This window comes from Fibrobacter sp. UWB12, assembly GCF_900142485.1.
GTDB lineage: Bacteria > Fibrobacterota > Fibrobacteria > Fibrobacterales > Fibrobacteraceae > Fibrobacter.
The window spans coordinates 493,925-512,290 of record NZ_FRAZ01000001.1; the positions used below are offsets into that span (position 1 = coordinate 493,925).

General features: G+C 38.0%; 18 protein-coding genes. All 18 read left to right on the forward strand.

The window, feature by feature from the left end; genetic code table 11:
- Positions 1–284 precede the first annotated feature (284 nt).
- Positions 285–1,091 (forward strand): glycosyltransferase, encoded by an 807-nt coding sequence (locus BUA34_RS01990; RefSeq protein ID WP_072827052.1) that lies wholly within the window; start codon positions 285–287, stop codon positions 1,089–1,091.
- Positions 1,076–2,206 carry an acyltransferase family protein gene (locus tag BUA34_RS01995; protein ID WP_175545406.1) on the forward strand — a complete coding sequence of 377 codons (1,131 nt, stop codon included), beginning with the start codon at positions 1,076–1,078 and terminating at the stop codon, positions 2,204–2,206. The genes BUA34_RS01990 and BUA34_RS01995 overlap by 16 nt, the downstream gene beginning before the upstream one ends.
- A 125-nt stretch (positions 2,207–2,331) precedes the next feature.
- A complete protein-coding gene (locus BUA34_RS02000; protein WP_072827054.1) occupies positions 2,332–3,174 on the forward strand; it encodes an NAD-dependent epimerase/dehydratase family protein in 843 nt (280 codons plus the stop codon).
- Positions 3,175–3,220: 46 nt separating this feature from the next.
- Positions 3,221–4,177: a LicD family protein gene (locus tag BUA34_RS02005; RefSeq protein ID WP_072827055.1), complete on the forward strand. Its 957-nt coding sequence runs from the start codon at positions 3,221–3,223 to the stop codon at positions 4,175–4,177.
- 16 nt (positions 4,178–4,193) lie between these two features.
- Entirely contained in the window at positions 4,194–5,537 is a 1,344-nt protein-coding gene (locus BUA34_RS02010; RefSeq protein ID WP_072827190.1) for a lipopolysaccharide biosynthesis protein, read from the forward strand.
- 49 nt (positions 5,538–5,586) lie between these two features.
- Entirely contained in the window at positions 5,587–6,165 is a 579-nt protein-coding gene (locus tag BUA34_RS02015; protein WP_175545407.1) for an acyltransferase, read from the forward strand.
- A 45-nt stretch (positions 6,166–6,210) separates the two neighbouring features.
- Positions 6,211–6,438: an acyl carrier protein gene (locus BUA34_RS02020; RefSeq protein ID WP_072827057.1), complete on the forward strand. Its 228-nt coding sequence runs from the start codon at positions 6,211–6,213 to the stop codon at positions 6,436–6,438.
- A 30-nt stretch (positions 6,439–6,468) separates the two neighbouring features.
- On the forward strand, positions 6,469–7,215 hold the full coding sequence (locus BUA34_RS02025) for an SDR family NAD(P)-dependent oxidoreductase (protein WP_072827058.1): 747 nt from the start codon (positions 6,469–6,471) through the stop codon (positions 7,213–7,215).
- A gap of 25 nt (positions 7,216–7,240) precedes the next feature.
- A complete protein-coding gene (locus BUA34_RS02030) occupies positions 7,241–8,242 on the forward strand; it encodes a 3-oxoacyl-ACP synthase III family protein (protein WP_072827059.1) in 1,002 nt (333 codons plus the stop codon).
- Between the two features lie 9 nt (positions 8,243–8,251).
- Positions 8,252–8,872 (forward strand): acyltransferase, encoded by a 621-nt coding sequence (locus BUA34_RS02035; protein ID WP_083579705.1) that lies wholly within the window; start codon positions 8,252–8,254, stop codon positions 8,870–8,872.
- Positions 8,873–8,875: 3 nt separating this feature from the next.
- Entirely contained in the window at positions 8,876–10,012 is a 1,137-nt protein-coding gene (locus BUA34_RS02040; RefSeq protein ID WP_072827060.1) for an NAD-dependent epimerase/dehydratase family protein, read from the forward strand.
- A gap of 6 nt (positions 10,013–10,018) precedes the next feature.
- Complete coding sequence (locus tag BUA34_RS02045; protein ID WP_072827061.1) at positions 10,019–11,053, forward strand: WaaS/CpsH family glycosyltransferase; 1,035 nt, start codon at positions 10,019–10,021, stop codon at positions 11,051–11,053.
- A 106-nt stretch (positions 11,054–11,159) separates the two neighbouring features.
- A complete protein-coding gene (locus tag BUA34_RS02050; protein WP_139255852.1) occupies positions 11,160–12,254 on the forward strand; it encodes a hypothetical protein in 1,095 nt (364 codons plus the stop codon).
- Complete coding sequence (locus BUA34_RS02055; protein WP_072827063.1) at positions 12,254–13,228, forward strand: glycosyltransferase family protein; 975 nt, start codon at positions 12,254–12,256, stop codon at positions 13,226–13,228. The genes BUA34_RS02050 and BUA34_RS02055 overlap by 1 nt, the downstream gene beginning before the upstream one ends.
- A 16-nt stretch (positions 13,229–13,244) precedes the next feature.
- Positions 13,245–14,357: a glycosyltransferase family 4 protein gene (locus BUA34_RS02060; protein ID WP_072827064.1), complete on the forward strand. Its 1,113-nt coding sequence runs from the start codon at positions 13,245–13,247 to the stop codon at positions 14,355–14,357.
- Positions 14,358–15,391: 1,034 nt separating this feature from the next.
- Positions 15,392–17,206 carry an aminotransferase class I/II-fold pyridoxal phosphate-dependent enzyme gene (locus BUA34_RS02070; RefSeq protein ID WP_072827066.1) on the forward strand — a complete coding sequence of 605 codons (1,815 nt, stop codon included), beginning with the start codon at positions 15,392–15,394 and terminating at the stop codon, positions 17,204–17,206.
- Positions 17,203–18,162, forward strand: coding sequence for an ornithine cyclodeaminase (locus BUA34_RS02075; protein ID WP_072827067.1), 960 nt, complete (start codon positions 17,203–17,205; stop codon positions 18,160–18,162). Before BUA34_RS02070 ends, BUA34_RS02075 begins: the two co-directional genes overlap by 4 nt.
- Before the next feature lies 1 nt (position 18,163).
- Positions 18,164–18,298 carry an NAD/NADP octopine/nopaline dehydrogenase family protein gene (locus BUA34_RS16235; protein ID WP_083579706.1) on the forward strand — a complete coding sequence of 45 codons (135 nt, stop codon included), beginning with the start codon at positions 18,164–18,166 and terminating at the stop codon, positions 18,296–18,298.
- Positions 18,299–18,366 lie beyond the last annotated feature (68 nt).

Below are 18,366 nucleotides of genomic sequence, written 5' to 3' on the forward strand. Positions count from 1 at the left end.
CCACCGGCGGCACATTTCCACCCAATCCTAGCTACGTGGTGGGGAACTGCTATTATTGGGTTAATTATCACTTGAAAATATCTCATCCATTTCTTATATTTTTCATATTGTTTAAGCGTTTTTGGCGTTTTGAACGAAATAATGGGCTTTTGTCAATTTTTGTGACCGAACGCTTGAACTAGAGGTGATTGTCGATGCAGATGGGTGTCTTGTTGTTTTTGAACCAGTGGTGCCAGAAGTTCCTTGGCCGATGTTTTGGAAATAGAATCTGGGGAGGTCTATAAATGGAAGATGTTCCGCACGTTACACTCTCCATTTCTATCGTTGTCTATAAAAAGTATGATGATGTCCTTTTAGCAGTGGACTCTATTGAACGTTATACGGATTGCAACCTATCTAAGCGTATATATATAATCGATAATAGCTGTTATCCTAAAGATAATTCGTATAAACTGGAATTCTTAAAAGCTATCGAAAAGTTTTCGGATGTCGAATACGTTGATACTGGCAAAAATTTAGGATTCGGGAAGGGGCATAACTATGTATTGCCTCGATTGAATTCAGACTTTCATGCAATTGTAAATCCTGATATAGTCCTTTGTTCAGATGCTTTTTCGTCTTTGGTTGATTTTTTGAAAAATCATGATGATGTGGGGATGACCGCCCCGATTTTGATGGATGAAAATAATAATGTCCAACGAGTTTATAGGCGTGATTTGACTGTATGTGATTTGATTACCCGCTATTTTTGTTTACCCATTTTTAAAAAGCGCATCGATTACCATACAATGACCGATGTCGATAAAACGAAGGATTTTGAATGCCCTTTTATTCAGGGGTCTTTCCTTGTTTTGAAAACCGGTTTGTTTAAAGAACTGAAAGGCTTTGATGACCGCTACTTTATGTATGCAGAAGATGCTGACTTGTGCAGAACAGTCCGTAAAGTAAATAAAATAGTTGTCCATCCTGCGGCGAAAGTTATCCATAAATGGGAAAAAGCAAGCCACACGAGTTTCAAGCTGATGCGGATTCACTTCTGTTCGTTGATGAAGTATTTCAATAAGTGGGGCTGGGCTTGGAAAAAAGTTTGAATAATGGTATTCTTGTAAAAAGAGATTTGTCAATAGATTGCGTCAAGGGACTCGCAATCATTGCAGTCGTATTTGGGCATTTAGGTTTTTATTTGCCTTCTATTCAAGAATACAAAATTTCTTTGTCTCCTTTGTTTTTTTCTTTGTGGCATGTTCCTGTATTTTTTTGTGTAGCAGGATTCTTTATAAAAGAAGAACGCTTGGTCCGTCCGGTTGAATTCATCATAAAAAAGGTGAAAACTTTATACCTTAAGACGGTTTTATTTGTTGGAATTGCCGTTTTTTGCCATAATCTTTTTTTGAAAATTGGTTTTTATTCAGGGCAATTGGATTATGCCGGGAAAACAATGTCTTTTTATTCGATAAAGGATATTTTTGTAACATTAATCAAAACAGTTTTATTTATGGGAAGGGAACCTATTACAGGTCCCCTTTGGTTTGCTTATGTATTGTTTATGGCTTTATGTGGCTATTCCTTGTTGACTTATACCTTGAGTAAAATTGTCAGTGACAAACAGAAATTTTTTGCAATTAAAGGCCTTGTAATATTAGCGATAACAATTATTTCGAATGTCCTTACTCAAAATTTCGGGATAACACAGAATTGCGTATCTAACGTTTTCCCGGCTATGTTGCTAATTTATATCGGTCAATGGTTTAATGTTGAGAAAAAAATGAAGTATACATCTCCGTTAGCGGCGTTTTTATGTTTGTTGCTTATTGTGCAATCTGTTGTTCGTTCTGGAGGAATTAGCTTAAATAACAATCAGTTTTATGATGTGTTTCATTTGATTGTTGGTGGTGGGGCTATGACGTATTTGTTGTTGTTCCTTATTAAAAAAGTGAATTTGCCGCACTTGAAAAATGTATTGGCTTTTTTAGGCAACTATTCTTTTGCCATTATGGGGTTGCATTTGCTTTGCTTTAAACTTTGTATGATGATTTGGAATAGGTTGTTCAGTACTTCGTTTAAAGTCGCAGAATTGGTCCCAGGCATAGGAATACAATATATTGCAGGCTTGGTATTCTTGGCATTTGCTTGCTTTGTGCCGGCTGTATTGGGAAAAGTTGTTGAAAAAAATCTTTGTGTGAAACAAAAGGGTTTTATAAAATGATTTTAGGCAAATTTAATAATATTTGCGTAGCTGAACAAAAAAGATTTTCTGATGACGTGTGTGGCGATAGTTTGTAAGAATGTGAAATGGTGACTTGTTGGCTCAATGAAAAAGGAGTATCGAAAATGAAAATTCTTGTGACTGGTGCAAATGGTTATATCGGACGACATGTCGTCAACGCCTTGCTGGACTTGGATGTTCATGTAGTTGCTTGTGATCTCAATACGGCTGATGTTGACCCACGCGCAGAGCGCAAAACTTTGGATATTTTCTCGATACCTGAAGGAAATTTTTTTGAACAGTTGGGCTCTCCGGATGTTTGTCTCCATATGGCTTGGCGAAATGGATTTGTTCATAATGCTCCGACGCAAATTGGAGATTTATCGGCTCATTACAAGTTTTTGACGGCTATGATTGATGGAGGCCTTAAGCAACTTGCTGTAATGGGTACGATGCATGAGGTTGGCTATTGGGATGGTGCTATTGATGAAAATACTCCTTGTAATCCGATTTCTATGTATGGGATTGCTAAGGATGCTCTTCGCCGTTCTATGATTCTTTATTGTAACCAGAAAGAGTGTATTCTTCAGTGGTTACGTTGCTATTATATTTTGGGTGATGATAAGAAAAATAATTCCATTTTCTGTAAATTGCTAAAAGCTGCCGAAGAAGGGAAGAAAACATTTCCATTTACTACTGGAAAGAATAAGTATGATTTCATCAATGTAGATGAGCTTGCTTTTTTGATTTCTAGAGTAGTAACTCAGAATAAAGTTCAGGGAATTATTAATTGCTGTAAGGGTGAGCCGATCAGCCTTGCGGAGCGCGTAGAGGCGTTTATTAAGGAACACAATCTTGAGATTAAATTAGAGTACGGAGCATTCCCTGAAAGACCCTATGATTCTCCATGTGAATATGGCGATCCATCGAAAATTAAACAAATATTGAATGAATCTATTATTCGTTGAAGTTGCTGTAGAAAATAATTTGCCAATTGGTTAAGGAATTGTTAAGATGAGATTGATTTCGAAAATAAGAGAGTATGGCTTTTCAGGACTTGCACGCAAGGCTGTTTTGAGATGGTTGAAAATTGAAAACCACGAAGAAAAAATAAAAACGTTAAATTATTTCTTAAACAAGTTTCATGAGTGTTCGCAATTGCCGCCTACGGATGATGCTGATCTTCGTATTATGCAAAAATGCGATGTCGTTTTTTTAGGTATTTTTGATAAATTGTGCCAGAAACATAAATTGACATATTGGCTTGATTATGGAACTTTGCTTGGGGCTGTTCGCCACCATGGATTTATTCCATGGGATGATGATACTGATTTGGCAATGCCTCGAGAGGACTATAATCGTTTGACAGATGCTTTCAAGTTGGAATTTGAATCTCTAGGTTTTTCTTTTGATGAGCGACCGGAACGTCCAATGATGTCTGTTGGTTTAGGATATAAGCACCACACAACTGGAATTTGGACGGATATTTACCCTGTTGATACTTGTTTAGCTGATAAAGATCAATTTCTCGCAAAAAATAACATAAAAGCAATTTGTGAACTATACAGAAACTATTATGTAAAAAATTACTATAAGAAAAAAAATCACGAAAGTCTTGATAAGCTGGCTGAGTATAAACAATCACTGTTTTCTAATTTGCCTTCAAAAGATTCTGAGTATTTAATTCATCCGATGGAAACTATGGCGCCCATAACGGTTAGTAAACCGGAAGATATTTATCCGATAAAAAAGATGCTTTTTGACGGCTTCGAGTTAAACGTGCCTCAAAAGACGGAATTATACTTACAGCAAATGTACGGAAAATCCTTTATGAAATTCCCTTCAGAAGGTGTAGAACATCATGGTGGAGAAGGTACTGGTCGCCCACCATTAAAAGATTGGGCAAAATTGAACAATGTAGACATGAATGAGGTGTATGAACACCTCTTGAAGGTTTATAATAGTTTGTAGGTTTATGACCTTTTTGATGGATAGAATTAAATCATTCTTTAGTGGAGATGAGCGTTCGCTCACCGTGAAAAAGAATGCTGTATTTTCTATCTGTTTAAAGGGAATAAGCATATTGGTTTCCTTTATGCTTGTTCCTTTGACTATTGGTTATGTTTCCCAAGAACTTTATGGTGTGTGGTTGACTCTATCTTCCATGGTTGTATGGTTGGGGTTTCTTGATATTGGATTTAGTCAAGGATTGAAAAATAGACTAGCGGAGGCTCTTGCTTTAAATGATTGGGATCGTGGGAAAAGACTGGTTTCAACGACATATTTCCTAATGGTTTTAATTTTTGTACCATTGGGAATTCTCGCTCAATTTATCGTTCCTTTAATCGATTGGTGCTCGTTGCTAAATATTTCTGAAATTTATCGTGATGATGTTATTAAATCATTGCATGTATTAGTTGCTCTCACATGTTTGCAACAAATATCCAATGTTTTAGTAGGGGTTGCTTTTGCTTTTCAGAGAGTTGCGTTCTCTAATTCGTTTCTTGTTTTAGGAAATGTTATTTCATTAATCATAATATGGTTGTTGACGAAATATGTACCCTCATCTCTTCTTAATTTGTGCTTTTCCTTAGCTGCAATGCCCATATTGGTTACGATTGTTGCATCAGTATTTTTGTATCGTAAAATGTTTAGAAGAGTGCGACCGTCAATAAAATTTATTGACCTAAGCCTATATAAAGACTTGTTTGGTTTGGGATACAAATTTTTTATAATCAATATACAAGTTGTTGTTTTGTTTCAAAGTACAAATATGTTAATCTCCTATGTATCTTCACCTAAAGAAGTTGCAGAGTACAATATTGCATATAAGCTTTTAAATTGTGCTATGATGGTTTTCTTTCTGGTGACAGCTCCTTTGAGACCTGCTTATACTGATGCTTATACTAGAAAAGATTTTCCTTGGATGAAAAAAATGAGAAAAAAAATGGGAAGGATTTTGACGCTTTCAGTAGGGGCTTGTGCTATATTGACGGCGATGTCTCAGCCAATCTATTCTATTTGGATTGGTGATAAGGTTGATGTTCCCTTTACGATGACTCTGGCGGTCTTTAGTTACGTTGCTGTTTATTGTTGGTCTAATTTGAATGGAACATTGATTGTGGGTATGGGAAAATTGAAAATGAATACTATGATAAGCCTAGTTGGAATGTTTGCCCATATTCCATTTTCATTGTTTCTAAGCAAATATTTAGGAGCCTATGGAGTTTTGGTTTCGTTGGTGGGAATCAACTTTTTTTATGCAGTAATGCAACATATTCAGGCGAGTAAACTAATTAATCAAACTGCGTCAGGCAATTGGGATAAATAAAAATATGGGTGTTATTAGTAAAATACGAACGCTTTATACCGCGTATCAAATGCGTAAGTTGAAACAAAAATTTGGATTTTGTGGGAAAAACGTAGAAGTCAGATCTTACAATATTTGTAAACCGGGAAATTTATTTTTGTATGATAATACAAATATTTTTTCTGGTTTTACATTTGTCAGCGAGGACGGTCACTTCATAATGAAGTCTGGGTCTGGTTCTGCTCAAGGACTTACTGTTGTTACAGATAACCACGCACGAGAAACAGGAAAGTTATTGAAAGATCCCGAATTGTTTTATGGACGAAAGGGAACTGTCGCTCGCGATGTTATTGTTGAGGAAGATGTGTGGATTGGTGCTAATGTAACGTTGCTTCCTGGTGCTAAAATAGGTAGAGGCTGTAACATTGGTGCTGGGTCGGTAATTAGGTCTTCTGTTCCGCCTTATGCTATTGTTTTGGGAAACCCAGCCAAAGTTGTTGGCTTCGTTTTTACGCCGGAAGAAGTTTTGGAGCATGAAAAGAAATTGTATAAAGAAGAAGATCGTCTTTCAAAAGAACTTCTTGAAAAAAATTACAATAAGTTCTTTGTCAATCGAATGAAAGAAATAAAAGATTGGACTAAATTGTAATTAAAATAGATTTTTCGTAAAAACAAATAACAAGAGGATATATCCATGAATCTTAATGATTTCATTATAAATTTTGCAGAACAATTCGAAGACACGGATTCTTCTGAAATTACTGCGACTACCAAATTTCATGAATTGGATGAATGGTCGTCTCTTTTGGGCATGAGTATTCTTGCTTTAGCAAAAGCAACCTATGGCAAGTCTATTTCAGGCTCTGAATTAAGGAACTGCGAAACAGTTGAAGACGTATTCAATCTCATTAAGAATAAGTAACGTCCTGTATTTGCTAACAAAGGAGACCTTATGGAACCGTCCTTTAATCCATTCTCACTGCAAGGAAAGACTATTCTTGTGACGGGAGCATCTTCTGGCATTGGACGCGCAATTGCGGAAGCCTGTGCTAAAATGGGTGCAACCATAGTATTGAATGGACGCAACGCAGATCGGTTGAAATCAGTCTGCAATGAACTGCCTGGAGAAAATCATACCATTATCATGGCAGATCTTACCGATTATGCAACTGTTTCTGCGGCTGTTGAGGGTATGCCGAGGTTAGATGGGGTTGTTCACTGTGCAGGCATTGGACACCGTAAAATTGCAAAGATGCTTGAAGCAGATGAAATTGATCGAGTTATGAACGTCAACTTTAAGGCTCCTGTGATGCTTCAGACGGAATTGCTTAAGCAAAAGAAAGTGAATAAGGCTGCTTCAATCATTTTTATGTCTTCTATGGCAGCTGATAGTGGCAGTATTGGAAATGGGGTGTATAGTGCAAGCAAGGGGGCTCTTATTTCTTACGTGAATTGCCTCATGTTAGAGCTTGCTCCTCGCCAAATTCGGGTCAATGCAATATGCCCTGCTATGGTGTGGACAGATTTGATTTTGAAGGATGGCTTGGATGAAAATGAACTGAAGAGGGATGAACAAAATTATCCACTCAAACGTTATGGAAAGCCAGAGGATGTGGCTAATCTTGCTATCTACTTGCTGAGTGACGCTAGTTCTTGGATGACAGGGTCGTCAATCAGGTTAACTGGTGGAGGTCGGTAGGATTACGTAAACCGATAGAATTAAAATGGCATACATTAAAGCAATATCATTCTATCTTCCTGAAAAGGTTGTAACTAACGAAGAACTTCTACAGGAGTTTCCTGAATGGAGCGTTGATAAAGTTGCTGCTAAAGTCGGTGTAAACTCCCGTCACGTGGCGGGTGCGAATGAAACAGCCGGTGATTTAGCCGAAAAAGCGGCGCGAAAACTTTTCGAAGAGTACTCTGTTGATCCTAAATCAATAGATTTTGTTCTTCTTTGTACACAAAGTCCCGATTATGTGTTGCCGTCTACAGCTTGTATTCTTCAGCATCGTTTAGGAATTCCTACAACGGCAGGCGCTTTCGATTATGATCTTGGTTGCTCTGGATGCGTGTACGGACTTGCTATTGCTAAAGGGTTGATTGCTGGTGGAATTGCAAAAAATATTTTGTTATTGACTGCGGAAACCTACAACAAATATCTGCATCCGCTTGACAAAAGTAATCGCTCTATCTTTGGGGATGGTGCTGCTGCATGCTTAGTTAGCACGAATGGTTTTGCTGAAATTGGCGAATTTTCTCTTGGCACGGATGGTAGCGGAGCTCAGTCTTTGATTGTTGAAACTGGTGCAGCCCGACATAAGAATGTGACGGGTAAAGAGTCAATCGATGATGATGGACATGTCCGTAGAGAAGATTACCTTTATATGGATGGGTCTTCCGTTTTTAATTTTACGCTTGATGTCGTTCCTGCGATGATGAACGAAGTATTTGCCAAAAATGGGTTAGAAAAGGATGATATTGATTATTTTGTATTTCATCAGGCAAATAAATTCATGCTTAGCACGATTCGTAAGGTTTGCTCTTTGCCCAAAGAAAAGTTCTATCTAGATCTTGCTGAAACCGGTAATACTGTTTCGTCTACTGTGATGATTGGGTTGAAACAGAGTTTAGAAAAAGGCTGCATCATGCCGGGAATGAAAGTAATGATTGCTGGCTTTGGCGTGGGGCTTAGTTGGGGTGGTACGATTCTTAAATTTTGTTAAGGTGGATAAATGAACTTTATATCGCTGATGAAAAAAATAAAAGGACGTTTGTTTTCTTTGATACATACGCCCTATATGCACTATGGACATATGGGAAAAAATGTGAAAATTGACAAACGATATATTGACATATTCCACCCGGAGTGCATTTTTGTGGGTGATGGTGTAAAAATTCATGCCAATTTGAGAATGATTGCGCTGAAAAAATACGGAAATGAAGCGTTTTCTCCCCAAATAAAGATTGGTAACAATGTTCACATAGGTCAAAATTTTCATTGTGCTTGCGCACAATCCATTCTTATTGGAGATGGTACTACGATTACTCCCAATTGTGGAATTTGCGATATAGTGCACCCATATGAGGATGTTTCGATAAATCCTAGATGGCAAAATATTGAAGTTTCACCTGTTGTCATTGGGGAAAATTGTATGATTGGAATGAATTCTGTTATACTGGCAGGAGTTGTTTTAGGAAATCATGTAGTTGTTGGCGCGAATTCCGTTGTCACTCATGATGTCCCTGATTTCTGTGTGGTTGTTGGTGCGCCGGCTCGCATTATTAAACGGTATAATGTTACTTCGCAAACATGGGAAAAAACAGATCCGCAAGGAAATTTTATAAGGAGCTAATTTGTGCGAAATGTTTTGATTACTGGAGGCGCGGGTTTCATCGGCTCCAATCTTGCTCTTAAGTTGCTTGCAAAGGGCTATCAAGTTTCCATTTTGGATAATCTATCAAAACAAATACATGGAGATAACCCGGACGAAACATCGCCACTTTATCGATCGGTTAAAGATAAAACCAACTTCGTTCTTGGCTCGGTTACGTCGCGTGACGATTGGGAAAAGGCTCTAGATGGCCAAGATGCAGTAATTCATTTGGCTGCGGAAACTGGTACGGGGCAGTCCATGTACGAAATTGAAAAGTATGTGCAGTCAAACATTGGTGGCACTGCTCTTTTGCTTGATATCCTCACGAATTGCAAGCATACCGTAAAACGCGTCGTTGTTGCCGAATCCAGAGCAATTTACGGTGAGGGCAAATATGTTTGCCCCAGATGTGGCGATGTATATCCCATGGAACGCAAGGATGAGGATATGCGCAAGGGAGACTTTGAGTGCCATTGCCCCAAATGTGGTGGACCTGTGGAACTTGTCGCCACTACAGAAGATAGCGCGATTCATCCTTCATCGGTTTATGGTGTTGCAAAGCAGGTCCAAGGACAATTGGTCCATTTGGTCTGTCCAACGATTGGTGTTGAGTCTGTCAGCTTTAGATATCAGAATGTGTATGGCCCGGGTCAATCTTTGAGTAATCCGTATACGGGGATATTGAGTATTTTTTCTACTAGAATAAAGAATGGAAATGGGATAAACATTTTTGAAGATGGTAAGGAGTCTCGAGACTTTGTCTATATAGACGATGTTGTTGATGCTACTATTCGTGGTTTGGAAACTCCCGAAGCTTCGGGGTATGTGTTCAATGTGGGTACGGGCGTGGCGACGGATGTGTTGACTGTTGCTAATACTCTATGTGAAAAGTATGGTGTCAAGGTGCCTATAATTGTTAGTGGGAATTATCGCTTGGGTGATATTCGGCATAATTATGCGGATATTTCCCTTGCACGAAAAATTTTAGGCTTTGAACCAAAGTGGTCTTTTGACAAAGGCATAGAACAATTTGCCAATTGGGTGAATGGACAAACGATTCAAGAAGATAAGTATGAAGCTAGTATTGCCGAAATGAAGGCGAAAGGCTTGTATAAGTAGGAAAATATGTCAAAAAGAGTTCTCTTTGTTGCTCCCAAATATATGGATTTATATAAAGATATCATTGCCGAGATGGAACGGCAAGGATATGAAGTTGACTATATTCCTGAACAAAGCTACAAAGATGACCCGTTGAATATTCGGGGGTATTCAAGGTTTTCAAAACGCCTGGTTTCTCCGGCTAAGTTTTCCATAAAAATCAATGATATTTGGTTAAAAAAACTGAATAGTGAAGAATTTTCAAAGAGCTATGATTATGGTTTGATTTTGGATGGGCAGTCTTTAAGTCCTGTATTTTTTGAAGTATTGAAAAAAAGGAACCCTAAAATAAAGTTTGTGAATTATTTGTTCGATTCTACTACTGGGGTATATCATTTTGAACAAAATTTTAAATACTTTGATAATGTTTATACCTTTGATATAAAGGAAGCTCAAATCTATAAAATAGGGCTGTTGCCCATATATTGGACGGATTGCGAAAATGTTGATTGTCCTAGATACCAATTTTTTGGTTTAGGGGCTATCAAAAATGATCGTTATGAGTTGTTCAAAATGATTGAATCGATTGCAGTAAAAAAAAATATGACATACTATTTGAAATTGTACGATTTTGTCAAAACGAAAAATATGATTTTGTATAAAATTCGTTATGCTTTGTATAAGTTGATTGGTTTGAAGGAAATTATTTCTCCTAAGGCTTTGCAGTCTCACTTTGTAACTAGGGATTCTATGCCTCCTGAAAAATTTAGAAAGCATATTGCAGGTTGTGATGTTGTTGTTGATACATCTGCTCCTTATCAAGATGGTTTGACCGCTCGATTTATGTGGAGTGTTGGGCTTGGCAAGCGCATAATTACAACAAATACTAAAGTTGCTCAATACGATTTTTTTGATAAAAATCAAATACTAGTTTGTACTATGACAACATCTGCAAAAGATATTGAAGATTTTTGCAATACTAAGTTTGCGATGAATGATGAAATTCGTAAGAAATTGTTAGATTATAGACTTGATAATTGGGTTTGCAAACTTCTAGAATAGTAATGGTTTTTTTATGATTCATATAAACAAAGTTATTTTGTATCTGTTTCCTCTAATCTCTTATTGGGGGTACAGTTGTGTTTATACCGATCTTAAAATCTGGAAAATGCTGCAATTCGTATCTATTCCACTTTTGTTCGTTTATGTCTTAAGCGAAATATTGTCTCCTCATAAAACAGTTATAGCAAGAAATGTCCTGTATATTTTTGGGCTGGTTGTACTTTCTGTTGTAATGTCATTTATTGTATGGGGACAAGATATTGTTTTGGGATACAGAGCCTCCGCAGGTTTCTTTTCGGTGCTCTTTTTCTTTTTTCTGAAAAAGGCTCAATTTCCCGAAAAAGATATTAATCGTTTTGTTATTGTCTACGGGGTAATATGGATTTTTACGTGGGCAGTAAATATGGTGATGTTTCCTATGCCAGTGTTTGGCTTACTTGATCAAGAACACATTAGTGAGGCTCGTGGGGTAGCTCGTTTTTTCATCCAAGGTGATGGTTTCTTGTACATATTATTTTTCTTTTTTTTGAACAGATGGATGAATGCGAATAAAAAAATATATTTGGCTTTATTTGTTGGAATTTTCATAGTTATTGTAATGCAAGTTACTAGGCAAACTATTGCGTTTTGTTCCTTAGTTGCTTTGTATTATTTGTTAAAAAAATCTCGCCGTATATTTATTTACTTAGCCGTTGCTGCGGCTATATTCTTATTTATTGATTTTAATATTCCTAAAGATTCTGTCATTGGAAAATTGGTTGAGTTGTCTCAAGATCAATATAGAGATAATTCGTACGGAGATAGAAATGTACGTTTGGACGAATATGAGTATTTTTTTACGAGATACAGTCCTAATATTGCCGCAGTTGTTTTTGGTAATGGGTTGCCTCATGATGATTCTAGATATGGAAGAATGTATACGGAATTACGCAATACAATGAGGTATTATTATTCAGATGTTGGTTATGCTGGGATATTTATCATGATGGGTATTCTCGGCCTTGTTGTGTTTGTTCGATTTGCGTTTGTTTTGGGATTTGTCAAGGTATATGATAAGAATATTCTTTGGACAAAAATGTTCTTGATGTACTTGTTTTTATGCAATACGGTTTCTTTCGTCATTAGTGTTAGTATTATTCCAATGGTGACAGCCTTATATTTAATTGATAAGAACTCTGCTATTGAAAAAAAGAAGGGCTAATGAGAGTTTATTTTTTTCCATCTTGCCCAAGAGAGGGCTATATAAATCCTTATTGCCTAAACTACAAAAAAAGTTTATCGAAATATTTTGATGTAGAAGAACAGGACAATTGTGTAACTAGAATGAAGGCTTTGACCTTGTTTAAGTTTTCCTGGTTGTCTGATGTATTTGTATTGAACTGGATTGAAAATGCTACAAAATGGAGATTTGGCATAATCCAGTTTGTTCTTGTTATACTCTCCTTATGCATTATCAAAATACGAAAAAAGAAAATAGTATGGATGTTGCATAATTTGCAGCCGCATGAAGGTGTGGATTATGGATCTCGTTTTACTATGAATTTTTTGTACAAGTATGCGAATTTAATTGTCTCTCATTCAAATGACGCTGCTTTGGTTGCTCGTGAAAAAGCTCATTGTAGAGTTGAATATATTTGCCATCCAATAACATCGATTGAGAAAGTTTCATATGAAGGTCGACTATTTCCTTGTGATATCCTTATATGGGGGAGTATTCTTCCGTATAAGGGAGTTGCGGAATTTCTTCAAGTCTTTAGGGAGAAGAAATGTTCTTTGAATGTGGTCGTATTGGGAAAATGTTCTAGTGAATCCTTGAATAGCCAATTGTTGTCTTTAGTAGGAAACAATATTGTTTATGAAAACAGGTTTGCTGATTTTTCGGAAATTCATGCATATATTCAAAACTCAAAGTATGTTCTTTTCCCTTATATAGGAGATTGTGTTTCTAGTTCTGGAGCTTTAATTGATTCGATTGCGATGGGTGGTCTTCCTGTTGGCCCTCGTAAAGGCGCTTTTCGCGATCTGGAAAAAGAAGGAGTTTGTGTAACTTATTCTGATTATGAAGAATTATTCAATATTTTACAATCTAATCATCCCCAAAATAATGTAGTTGAATTTTTAAAGAATAATTCTTGGGAAAATTTTTCTGCTGTTTTAAAACAATTACTACTTTAAAAGGATTCTGCTTGAGATGAAAGTGCTTTTTGTAACACATTATAGTTTTCTTTTAGGATCCAACCGATCTTTGGAAAGTCTTGTCAAATATTTTCTAAAACAGGGCGTTGCTGTTTCTGTGCTAATGCCTTCTAGAGGTTTGTTTTTTCAGCATTTACATGAAATGGGTGTTGACGTGCATTGTGTTAAATTCTTCTTTGAAGCGATGTATGTAAAATTGAATAAGAAATATTTAATATTGCCGATTTTGTGGTTGTATAATTTATTTGCTTTTTTTCTTTTGTTGTATAAAGTGAGGATGATTAATCCTGATATAATCTATTCGAATAGTTCTGCAGATTGTTATAGTATATTGGTTGCAAAATTGTTGCAAAAAAAACATGTGATGCATGTGAGAGAATTTATGCAAGAGGATTTTGGTGCTAGATACATTTTCGGAAGAAAAAGTAAGAAAAGCAAGATCCTAAAAAGTGATAAAATTATTTTTGTGTCTAAAGCGGTTGCCAAGTCTGTTGTCGGTGAAATCCCTCAAAACGGACGGGTTGTGTATAATGGATTGCCTATACCAAATGCGATAGAACCATTTCATTTAAATAGACAAAATGTTAGATTAGGGATTGTTGGTAATATTGATATATCCAAACAGCAACATTTAATTATAGGCTTTATGCCCCAAATATTAAAAAAATATCCTGGTCTGACGTTACACATTGTGGGGGATAAAGAGAGTCCTTATAAAAGACGAATTGTCCGGCAAGTAAAAGATTTGAAAGTAGAAAAGAACGTTTTTTTTGAAGGCTTTGTTCGGAATACCGATGATATATATTCAAAATTTGATATTCTTGTGATGTGTTCAAGATCAGAAGCTTTTGGACGGGTGACTATTGAAGCTATGTTGCGTAATAAACCAGTGATTGGGTTGGATGCTGGTGGAACTCCCGAACTTATCAAATCGGGCGTTACAGGTTTTCAATTTGTTACGGAAACCGATTTCCTTAAACGATTGGCGCAAGTGATTAATGATGTCGAAAATACGAAACGTATTGTTGACTGCGCTCGAAAATATGCTGTTGATAATTTTGCAGAAATTGTGTATTGTAGAAATGTGTATGATTTTGTCATTGAATAACGTAAATGAATTGTTAACGTGTTTGACAGGACTACCCGACAAGAATGATTGGTATTGTATGTGTTTAGGAGTATTGACGAGGCTTAGGTTCTTGCTCCGGAATAGTTATGTTTTTATATGTTGCTATATTAACGGGTACCTGCATTCCTCGCTTGGTGGAATATTGTCCGCGAAGATGCTGGCCAAACTGCAAAATTTGGGGAGATTATTGCGAAGATTATGAGTAATGGAAAAATAAGAAATCGCTCCGGGAGCTATACGGGAGGGGTGTATTAAGGGTAATTAAGTCAGATCTGTCAAGACTTTGTAAACCGACATTTGGCAATGCCATAAGGATGTATTTGTTACCACGGGGGACTGTTTTTAGATTCGACGTGTGGTTTCGACTCCTTCAATGGTCTAGACTTACAAGGTTGCGAAAAATACTGATAAGTCCGGTTATATATCTCATCCTGCGGCATTATGAATACAAATATGGAATACATGCAAATGCAAATATCTATGTTGGTGAAGGACTTCTCATTAAGCACGGTGATTGTGTCTATCTGAATTGTGAGTATATCGGAGAAAACTTTACAGTGTATCAAGGTGTGACATTAGGAGTTAAACATAGAGGGCGACCGACAATACTGGATAATGTGACTGTGTATACGAACTCAGTTGTCTGCGGAGAAATAACTTTGCATGATGGGTGTGTCGTATGTGCTCAGTCTTATCTGGATAAAGATGTTGCTGAGGGTGTGTATGTTGCAGGAGTTCCTGCAAAAGAGATTACGAGGAAGTAGTTGGATATGCTTGAGAGTAGAAAGAAATTTATTGGAAATTATGATGTCGTAGGAGCACTTGTGATTGCGATGTGTAAGATTCCCCTCGTAATTGTTTAATTTCATGGTACTATAAGTCGAAAAAATTTGGGAAAAAGCATGAACCTATTTATTGGCGAGTACCTAATAGCAAAATATACACTGGTTGGAGAACTAATTTTTTCAACTAAAAAGGGATAAGTTCATTAACTATTTTCAAGGAAAAATAATATGCAAGCAGTCATTTTAGCTGCAGGAATGGGAAAACGCCTTGGCGAGTATACTAAGAACAATACGAAATGTATGGTCCCAGTAAATGGGACTCCTTTGATTGACAGAACGCTTAACCAGTTGAGCAAGTTGGGGCTGACTCGTGTTGTTATCGTTGTTGGGTATGAAGGCAAGAAGTTGATGGACTACCTCGGGACGGAACGGAACGGCTTGAAAATCGAGTATGTAAATAATCCGATTTACGACAAGACGAACAATATCTATTCCCTTGCACTTGCGAAAGAACAGCTTCAGGAAGATGACTCGCTCCTCATCGAAAGCGACCTGATTTTTGACGACGGAATGTTCAATCTCCTCTTGGACAATCCGTTCCCAAATTTGGCGTTGGTGGCAAAGTACGAAACTTGGATGGACGGTACCATGGTCAAGCTTGATCGTGAGAACAATATCGTCAATTTCGTAACCAAGGCAGCGTTCAGTTACGGCGAGGTTGGCTGCTATTACAAGACAGTTAACATCTACAAGTTCAGCAAGGAGTTTTCCCGCACCAAGTATGTGCCTTTCCTAGATGCATACTGCAAGGCTATCGGCAACAACGAGTATTATGAGAATGTCTTGCGTATTATTTCTTTCTTGAGCAAGAGCGACCTCAAGGCTTTGCCCATCACCAACGAGAAATGGTACGAGATAGACGACAAGCAGGACCTGGATATTGCCGAAGCTCTCTTTGCAGAAGAGAAGGATATTCTCCGCAAGTATTACGGCCGTTATGGTGGATTCTGGCGTTTCCCGAAGATGCTTGATTACTGCTATCTGGTGAACCCGTATTTCCGCAATTCCCGCATCATTGACGAGATGAATGCCAATTTTAGGACGCTTATTGGCGAATATCCTTCTGGCATGAAGGTCAATACGCTCCTTGCCTCCAAGTGCTGGGGAGTGAAGGAAGAATATGTAATCCCCGGCAACGGTGCCGCCGAACTGATTAAGGCCCTGATGGAAGATCTCCCCGGCACGCTGGGCGTGACCCGTCCCACGTTCGAGGAGTACCCGAATCGCCGCAATCCGGAAACTCTTGTCACCTTTGTTCCGAAGAACGCCGATTACCGCTATTCTGCCAAGGATTTGATGGAATTCTTCGGCAAGAATCATGCGGACAATCTGCTGTTGATTAATCCGGACAATCCGTCAGGTAATTTTATTCCTAAAAAGGATATCTTGACGTTGGCCGAATGGTGCGAAAAAAATGGTACCCGTCTGATAGTGGATGAAAGCTTCGTAGATTTCAGCCATGGCTATGAGGACAATTCGCTTCTTGATGACAAAATTCTGGAAGCGCACCCGCACTTGGTGGTAATGAAGAGTATTTCCAAGAGTTATGGCGTCCCGGGAATTCGCCTTGGAATCCTTTGCTCTGCAGATAAGGACCTCATTGCCAAAATGAAGAAGGTCGTGAGCATTTGGAACCTCAATAGTTTCGCCGAGTTCTTCATGCAGATTTACACCAAGTACGAAAAGGACTACAACCTTGCCTGTGAACAGTTCATCGAGGAACGGGATGCCTTTGGAGATGAGCTACGTAAAATCAAGTTCCTGAGGGTGATGCCGTCAGAAGCGAACTATTTCCTCTGCGAAATCCTTCCGCCGAAAAACGCGAACAGCCTTGTCCTCACGATGCTCAAGAAGTACAATATTTTGACGCGTGATTGCAGCGACAAGAAGGGCTTCGACGGCAAACAGTACATGCGAATAGCGGTTCGTAGTCACGAAGATAACGCAAGACTTCTCAAAGCCTTTAAGGAGCTAGACAAATGAAAATCATTTCTGAAAAACTGATTCGCAGCTTGAACATTTCGCCAAAGGAATGTGTGAAATGGATTCGTGAAAGTTTTGCCATGAAAAAAGAGGCTCAGCTGCCTGCAAAAATAAGCGTGCATCCGGCTGATATGGATTTTTTTACATCCATGCCATGTCTTTTGCCCAAAAACAAGAATGGACGAATGTTTTTTGGAATAAAGGAAGTTCACCGAATTGAAGGCGCGGTTCCAAGTCTTGGTAGTGACATGATGCTGTATGATGCTGCTTCAGGGGAGCTGTTGGCTCTTGTGGATAGCGACTGGATAACGACCATGAGAACCGGAGCGGTTGCTGCTGTTTCTGCAAAGGCCCTTCGTGTGAACAATGCTAGTACTTATGGTTTCGTTGGACTCGGAAATACTGCGCGTGCGTCGTTGCTGTGCATTCTTGAACAGGAGCCGGAAAAGTTTTTCCAGGTAAAATTACTTCGATACAAGGATCAGGCAGAGCAATTTATTGAACGTTTTAAAGCGTACTCGAACGTGAGTTTTGAAATCATTGACGATATAAAGGATATGGCTTCGTCGGTGGATGTCTTGATTAGCTGTATCACAAGTGCTCATGGGCTGTTTGTCGAGGATGAATCCGTCTTCAAACCTGGTATAACGATCATTCCTGTGCATATGCGTGGATTCCAAAACTGTGATGTTACGTTCGATCGCGTTTTTGGAGATGACACGGATCACGTGAAAAACTTCAAGTATTTCCCGCAGTATCACGATTATAACGAAATTGGGGAAGTCCTTGCAGGACGCGATCCGGGGCGTAAGTCAGAAGATCAACGAATTATAGATTATAATTACGGTTTGGCTCTTCATGACGTTGTCTACGCATCAAAAATTTACGAACTCCTGGAGAACCAATCTGTTCCTGAAGTAAAAATTGAAAAAGAGACAGAAAAGTACTGGATTTAAAATGTCCTATTTTACGGAAGATTTTCCATTCGGGCTCCGGTTTATTGTGGATTTGGCAAGAAAGAATGGCGTTGACACCCCGAAAATAGATATAGTCTATGAATGGGGTATAGAAAAATGCCAAACAAGACGATAGAAATTGGGATCGGTTATGTTGTTAGAAATTATTTATTATGGGGTTTGCCTTTGGGCAATACCCATAAT

Bases quoted from the DNA above. Each gene is read 5' to 3' on its own strand.
- BUA34_RS02030 (WP_072827059.1), top strand. From the start codon at position 7,241: ATGGCATACATTAAAGCAATATCATTCTATCTTCCTGAAAAGGTTGTA.
- BUA34_RS16235 (WP_083579706.1), top strand. From the start codon at position 18,164: ATGTCCTATTTTACGGAAGATTTTCCATTCGGGCTCCGGTTTATTGTG.
- BUA34_RS02075 (WP_072827067.1), top strand. From the start codon at position 17,203: ATGAAAATCATTTCTGAAAAACTGATTCGCAGCTTGAACATTTCGCCA.
- BUA34_RS02035 (WP_083579705.1), top strand. From the start codon at position 8,252: ATGAACTTTATATCGCTGATGAAAAAAATAAAAGGACGTTTGTTTTCT.
- BUA34_RS02015 (WP_175545407.1), top strand. From the start codon at position 5,587: ATGCGTAAGTTGAAACAAAAATTTGGATTTTGTGGGAAAAACGTAGAA.
- BUA34_RS02020 (WP_072827057.1), top strand. From the start codon at position 6,211: ATGAATCTTAATGATTTCATTATAAATTTTGCAGAACAATTCGAAGAC.
- BUA34_RS02055 (WP_072827063.1), top strand. From the start codon at position 12,254: ATGAGAGTTTATTTTTTTCCATCTTGCCCAAGAGAGGGCTATATAAAT.
- BUA34_RS01990 (WP_072827052.1), top strand. From the start codon at position 285: ATGGAAGATGTTCCGCACGTTACACTCTCCATTTCTATCGTTGTCTAT.
- BUA34_RS02010 (WP_072827190.1), top strand. From the start codon at position 4,194: ATGGATAGAATTAAATCATTCTTTAGTGGAGATGAGCGTTCGCTCACC.
- BUA34_RS02000 (WP_072827054.1), top strand. From the start codon at position 2,332: ATGAAAATTCTTGTGACTGGTGCAAATGGTTATATCGGACGACATGTC.
- BUA34_RS02060 (WP_072827064.1), top strand. From the start codon at position 13,245: ATGAAAGTGCTTTTTGTAACACATTATAGTTTTCTTTTAGGATCCAAC.
- BUA34_RS02070 (WP_072827066.1), top strand. From the start codon at position 15,392: ATGCAAGCAGTCATTTTAGCTGCAGGAATGGGAAAACGCCTTGGCGAG.
- BUA34_RS02005 (WP_072827055.1), top strand. From the start codon at position 3,221: ATGAGATTGATTTCGAAAATAAGAGAGTATGGCTTTTCAGGACTTGCA.
- BUA34_RS02050 (WP_139255852.1), top strand. From the start codon at position 11,160: ATGCTGCAATTCGTATCTATTCCACTTTTGTTCGTTTATGTCTTAAGC.
- BUA34_RS02045 (WP_072827061.1), top strand. From the start codon at position 10,019: ATGTCAAAAAGAGTTCTCTTTGTTGCTCCCAAATATATGGATTTATAT.
- BUA34_RS02025 (WP_072827058.1), top strand. From the start codon at position 6,469: ATGGAACCGTCCTTTAATCCATTCTCACTGCAAGGAAAGACTATTCTT.